This window comes from Proteus sp. MB838 (assembly GCF_054767435.1).
Map to the genome: position 1 here is coordinate 1 of NZ_BAABMO010000076.1, position 4,881 is coordinate 4,881.

Below are 4,881 nucleotides of genomic sequence, written 5' to 3' on the forward strand. Positions count from 1 at the left end.
TCCTTTGAGCAAAATCTACGCTATGCCGGACAATATTTTGACAATGACAAATTTGTCGGGAACAAATTTGAACAGCGCTTGCGCTGGCCCGCAGGGCGAGTATCAGGATGATACGAGTATTCAGGATTACATTTTAATACCTTTAGGTTCTACGACCCACAAATAGGCCGTTTTATCATGCCTGATCCGATTGGATTATTGGGTGGGATTAATCTGTATCAATATGCGCCTAATCCGTTGGTATGGGTGGATCCGCTAGGTCTAGATCGCTTCCCTTCGTGGATGGATACAACCCAAGGTTACCAACGTCAGCATTTAATTCCTTATTCACTCAGAAATCATCCTATTTTTGTGCAATCAGGAATGAATATTAATGGTGCAACAAACATGATGCGACTTCCTGTAGCAAAAGGAATAGATCCTAATCAGGATTTGGGACTTCATCGTGGTTGGACAAAAGAGCATGCAATATATAATGAAATGATGAAATCAAAACTAGATGCTTTAGAAAGAGTTGCAATTAAAGAAAAATGGGATTATCGCCGAATACAAAATGAAATATTGAACCTACAACATGAGGCTCGTAAAGGATTTAAAACAGGAAAACTTACATGTGCTTGATTACGAGGATAAGGGTATGAACATCTATACAATTAGTAGTTTCTCATTAGGCAATGGAGTTATTGACTTCTCAGATCCAAAGTCAAGATTATCAAGTTTTTTCATTTGGAATGAAGGGAATGGTAAGTTTCTCTTATATTCACAACCAAAAGGTAAAATACAAAGTACTATGCGAAGAGATAAACTAAGAGCACCAGATTATTTTCCTTCTAATATCGGAGTTCCTGTTTTTTCGCAAAAAGCGGTATCTATATTTGAACTTAGAATTGCATCTGAAATGTCATTCTATAAGTGTACTGTGGAAAATACGCATGAAACGATGTTTTTATGTAAGGTGAATAATTACCTTCCGATTATTGACGAGGAGAAAACAACATTCAGGGAACTTATTGATGGTACTAAATTGATCGATATTCCCACCTATAAATGTGATAAAGATTTCTTTATAGCGAGAGATAGCGTTTTTTGTGAGCAAATGATTCTCTCTCAACAATTTGTCGATTTATGTAATGATGAGGGATTGAATATTGAATTTTTCAATGTTAATGAATAGTCTGCTTTATAATTCAAAGTAGTATTTTTATTAAGAAAATAATAGGTAAAAAAAAATTAGGTTACGTGACACGTTCTTTAAAAATAAGAATAAACTATCCTGCATAAATCCGCAAAACAACATTAATGTGCACCTGATGCCGAAACTAGCTAGGGCTACGGTTACTGCAAGAGCAGGATCTCAATACCGGTAAACACCAAACTTATTGCTACGAAGAGCACGGCAGTTATACCCCTCTTGCCGTTATCGTGAAACAATCCAGTGGTTTTCATTATTACTGGCACCACTGTGATATTAATAGCGCCCCACTTGAAGTCACCAATGCACAAGGCAATACGCTATGGTCTGGGAAATATGGACGCTTTGGCTTTGTTCGCAGTAGCCCTCTGAGTTTTTATTCAAGTCCTGAACGTGTGATGGCGTCCTTTGAGCAAAATCTACGCTATGCCGGACAATATTTTGACAATGACAAATTTGTCGGGAACAAATTTGAACAGCGCTTGCGCTGGCCCGTAGGGCGAGTATCAGGATGATACGAGTATTCAGGATTGCATTTTAATACCTTCCGATTCTACGACCCACAGATAGGCCGTTTTATTATGCCTGACCCAATTGGGTTATTGGGTGGGATAAATCTATATCAGTATGCGCCGAATCCGTTGGGATGGATTGATCCGTGGGGGTTGTCATCTCAGGAAATGGTTAGAGTAAGGCACCATACCTCAGTTGAAGGCCTAGAAGGGATAAAAAACACACAGTCAATCAACCCTGCAAGAGGAACACCAATAGGAGTGCATATCGAGATTGCTCCGTTTGGAGATCCCAAAACGGCAGGTGCAGACATAGGATCTTGGAAAAGTGGTTCATATGTTGAGTTTGAGGTTCCGAAGGAAATGATAGTTGAAACTAACGTTGGGCCAAGAAAAACAGGGGTCATACCAACTGAACAGCCATTATCTCTACATAATAAGAATACTGTGTTTAAAAAACAATCTTGGTGGTCTCGTTTAACGGAAAAAGGTTGTCGATAATGAATATTTACTATGATAATAAACTTTTATTAGCCTTGTATTCATATTTACGGCAAACTGAGTTATCCATAGATAGAGGGTTAAATGAATGGAAGAATGCTAGATCTTACTTAAAACATCGCTATTTAGCTGATAAACTAATCATGGCATTGGCTATAAATAAAACACTACATCAGAAGAACACCTTTAGTAAGGTATATTGCTATGCATACCTAAAGTTACGACGTAAACAATATTTGACACGACAAGAGTCTGATACAATATGTTGTTTATTAAGAACTATTGGAAGTTATCTTTCTGAAGATTCACCTGATAGATCTAATTTAATTAAACTAAGAATAGAACTGTATAATGCTGCAAAATTAGTTAGAAAAAGGATTACCAATAATAATCGAATAATATTAGCTGATAGAGTAGAGCATTATAATCAGCATTTGCATGGTACTTTTTATTCTATAGAAGAAATAACTAGTTTATAGTGGGCTAATAATTAAAAGCTCTAAATCTTCTATGAAGAGTTTAGATATGATGAATTACGTCATATAGTGAATAATTTTAAGTGTAAGCGTCTGAACTTCGGTTGATAATTAGTTTTTTCTAATTGTAGTCGGAGGTCAGACTTTACATATAGGAGAATTTTATGTCTGAATGGACAGGCGAATTATATGGATTTTATACGAACAAACCAACGGAAAGTGTTTTTTCTTTTTTTAAAAATGAAATCCTTAAAATAAATTATCTGTACGAATATAATTCATACAACGACGAAGAGTCTTTATTTTTTTATAAAGATAAAAACATGTTACTTCATCATGAAGATACCGGCTATAATCTCGATCTTGACAATAAAGGATGTTTTTGCATAGAAGCTAAAATAGTTAATTTACATGGAATAGCTAAATTGTTTGAATTTGAATCTGAATCAAATTTTGAACCGTATGATATAAATTTACAGTTAGATGATATTTTCTATTATGTTTTAGTTTTACCTGACTTCATTGAAAACTCTCAATTTTGTTCGGACATACATAGTCTTTTTGTAAATACTCTCGAAAAAATACGCTTATAAAGTATGTCACTCAGAACCTTGGCTGACGTTTAGTCTTAAAGACCAAGCTTATTTTTTAACACTTCATACGGTGTTTTACCAGCATAAGCTGAGTGGGGGCGATGACAATTATAAAAAGCCTCCCATTCAGCTAATTTTTCATGTAAATCGACATCATCCTTATAATCGATTAATTAATAAAACTCTTGTTTATCTGTTAAATGATAACGCTCTACCTTCCCATTCAATCTGGGGGTAGCTGGCTTGATATAAACATGCTCCATCCCGAGATCATGAATATGCTAATTAAATTTTGATTGGAATTCGTGGCCATTATCCGTTCTAATCGTTTTGATTCTAAAGGGAAATTTATTTACAACATAATTAATAAAATCAATGGCATTAGCCTGATTGTGCTTTTCATAAATTTTAAGTGCTCTGATCCGTGTCGCATCATCAATCGTCGTATATTGAAAACGTTTAATTCATTGACCATCTGCGTATTAAATCAACCTGAGCATGGTGTCCAGGCACTTGTTTCTGAATTACATTTTAATACCTTTAGATTCTACGACCCACAGATAGGCCGTTTTATCATGCCTGACCCAATTGGGCTATTGGGTGGGATAAATCTGTATCAATATGCGCCGAATCCGTTGGGCTGGATTGATCCGTGGGGCGTGTCACAGGCTTTAATTTATGAGAATCCCGGACATCATAGATTCCAAAGTAGTGCTGCTGATGGCTCAGGACCATTCCACTGGAATGGCTCAACAGATGGTATTGATATTAAAAGCAAACCTAGAGCTATAGATCCAAGAAATGTGCCTAAGTATGCAAAAAATATGGAAGGTATAAAACCGTGCAAATGAAAACAAAATTTATAGGAACAAAAAATACTCTTGCAGTCGAATATTTTTTTGAAAATAAAGAGAAATTTATTGGGCGAGCAAAGTTTTGGGTTAATGGCTTATTTTTTTGGAAGCTTAAACGATACAATTTTTTTTGATGGCTACTTAATCGGTGGACTCAATGAAATTTTAAACAAAAAACACTTAAATCAAAGATATTTACTTGATAATTATTGTTCTACTTATGAACTATTAGAAGCAGATATCTTAGACTTTAATGGTGAAGAGTATGAGTTAGCCGAAAGTTTTAATGTTAATTTAGGAACTTGGTCAGATTATTTTAATATATATTCATACAAATTAACCGATGAAATTGGTGCCATTTTATGGAAATTTGTTGATACTAGTGACTCATTGGAGGATTTAATAGATTATCCTAAAAATATCTTCTATGAAGAGTTTAGATATGATGAATTGCATCATATAGTAAATAATTTAAAGCTACTAAAGCTTGATCAATAAAGAGCTTATTTACGATACGCTTGCCGATGCTTTTAGAGAAACTTATGACAGTATGACTAAAGCTCTGGAAAAGTCGGAGGAAAATGCTAATGAGTGATTTTAAATTTTGGGGATGGGATAAAAAACCACGAACGATGCTGAGGTTTGTTAAACCCGGAGATATTTTTTGTTTTCAATTAAATAATGAAACATATGGGTTTGGACGCATCATTTCAAAAATCATGACAGGCCATGTAGTAGAGATTTTCGATTTCG

7 protein-coding genes and 3 pseudogenes are annotated in these 4,881 nt (G+C 34.9%); 9 read left to right on the plus strand and 1 reads right to left on the minus strand.

The genetic code is table 11. The annotated features are described in order from the left end of the window. Positions 1 to 120: 120 nt before the first annotated feature. The 6 genes and pseudogenes from ACYUCW_RS17630 to ACYUCW_RS17655 form a co-directional block, all read left to right on the plus strand. Positions 121 to 621 (plus strand): annotated as a pseudogene (locus tag ACYUCW_RS17630) (RHS repeat domain-containing protein); the annotation flags it as partial. Between the two features lie 16 nt (positions 622 to 637). Next, on the plus strand, positions 638 to 1,174 hold the full coding sequence (locus ACYUCW_RS17635; RefSeq protein ID WP_012367846.1) for a hypothetical protein: 537 nt from the start codon (positions 638 to 640) through the stop codon (positions 1,172 to 1,174). A 248-nt stretch (positions 1,175 to 1,422) separates the two neighbouring features. Further along, positions 1,423 to 1,707: an RHS domain-containing protein gene (locus ACYUCW_RS17640; protein ID WP_275428582.1), complete on the plus strand. Its 285-nt coding sequence runs from the start codon at positions 1,423 to 1,425 to the stop codon at positions 1,705 to 1,707. A gap of 165 nt (positions 1,708 to 1,872) precedes the next feature. Then, positions 1,873 to 2,205, plus strand: a complete 333-nt coding sequence (locus tag ACYUCW_RS17645) for a hypothetical protein (protein ID WP_170832169.1) — start codon at positions 1,873 to 1,875, stop codon at positions 2,203 to 2,205. Then, positions 2,205 to 2,684, plus strand: coding sequence for a hypothetical protein (locus tag ACYUCW_RS17650; protein WP_163748899.1), 480 nt, complete (start codon positions 2,205 to 2,207; stop codon positions 2,682 to 2,684). The genes ACYUCW_RS17645 and ACYUCW_RS17650 overlap by 1 nt, the downstream gene beginning before the upstream one ends. A gap of 161 nt (positions 2,685 to 2,845) precedes the next feature. After that, positions 2,846 to 3,274 carry a hypothetical protein gene (locus ACYUCW_RS17655; protein ID WP_163748897.1) on the plus strand — a complete coding sequence of 143 codons (429 nt, stop codon included), beginning with the start codon at positions 2,846 to 2,848 and terminating at the stop codon, positions 3,272 to 3,274. Between the two features lie 35 nt (positions 3,275 to 3,309). Here ACYUCW_RS17655 and ACYUCW_RS17660 read toward each other — a convergent pair. Next, positions 3,310 to 3,796, minus strand: a pseudogene (locus tag ACYUCW_RS17660) (integrase core domain-containing protein); the annotation flags it as partial. A 2-nt stretch (positions 3,797 to 3,798) separates the two neighbouring features. On the opposite strand from ACYUCW_RS17660, the pseudogene ACYUCW_RS17665 reads away from it, so the two are divergent. The 3 genes and pseudogenes from ACYUCW_RS17665 to ACYUCW_RS17675 form a co-directional block, all read left to right on the plus strand. Continuing rightward, positions 3,799 to 3,939 (plus strand): annotated as a pseudogene (locus ACYUCW_RS17665) (RHS repeat-associated core domain-containing protein); the annotation flags it as partial. 255 nt (positions 3,940 to 4,194) lie between these two features. Then, on the plus strand, positions 4,195 to 4,626 hold the full coding sequence (locus ACYUCW_RS17670; protein WP_460409154.1) for a hypothetical protein: 432 nt from the start codon (positions 4,195 to 4,197) through the stop codon (positions 4,624 to 4,626). A gap of 89 nt (positions 4,627 to 4,715) precedes the next feature. After that, positions 4,716 to 4,881: Imm26 family immunity protein (locus tag ACYUCW_RS17675; RefSeq protein ID WP_460409155.1), on the plus strand; the 166-nt coding region annotated here is incomplete at its 3' end.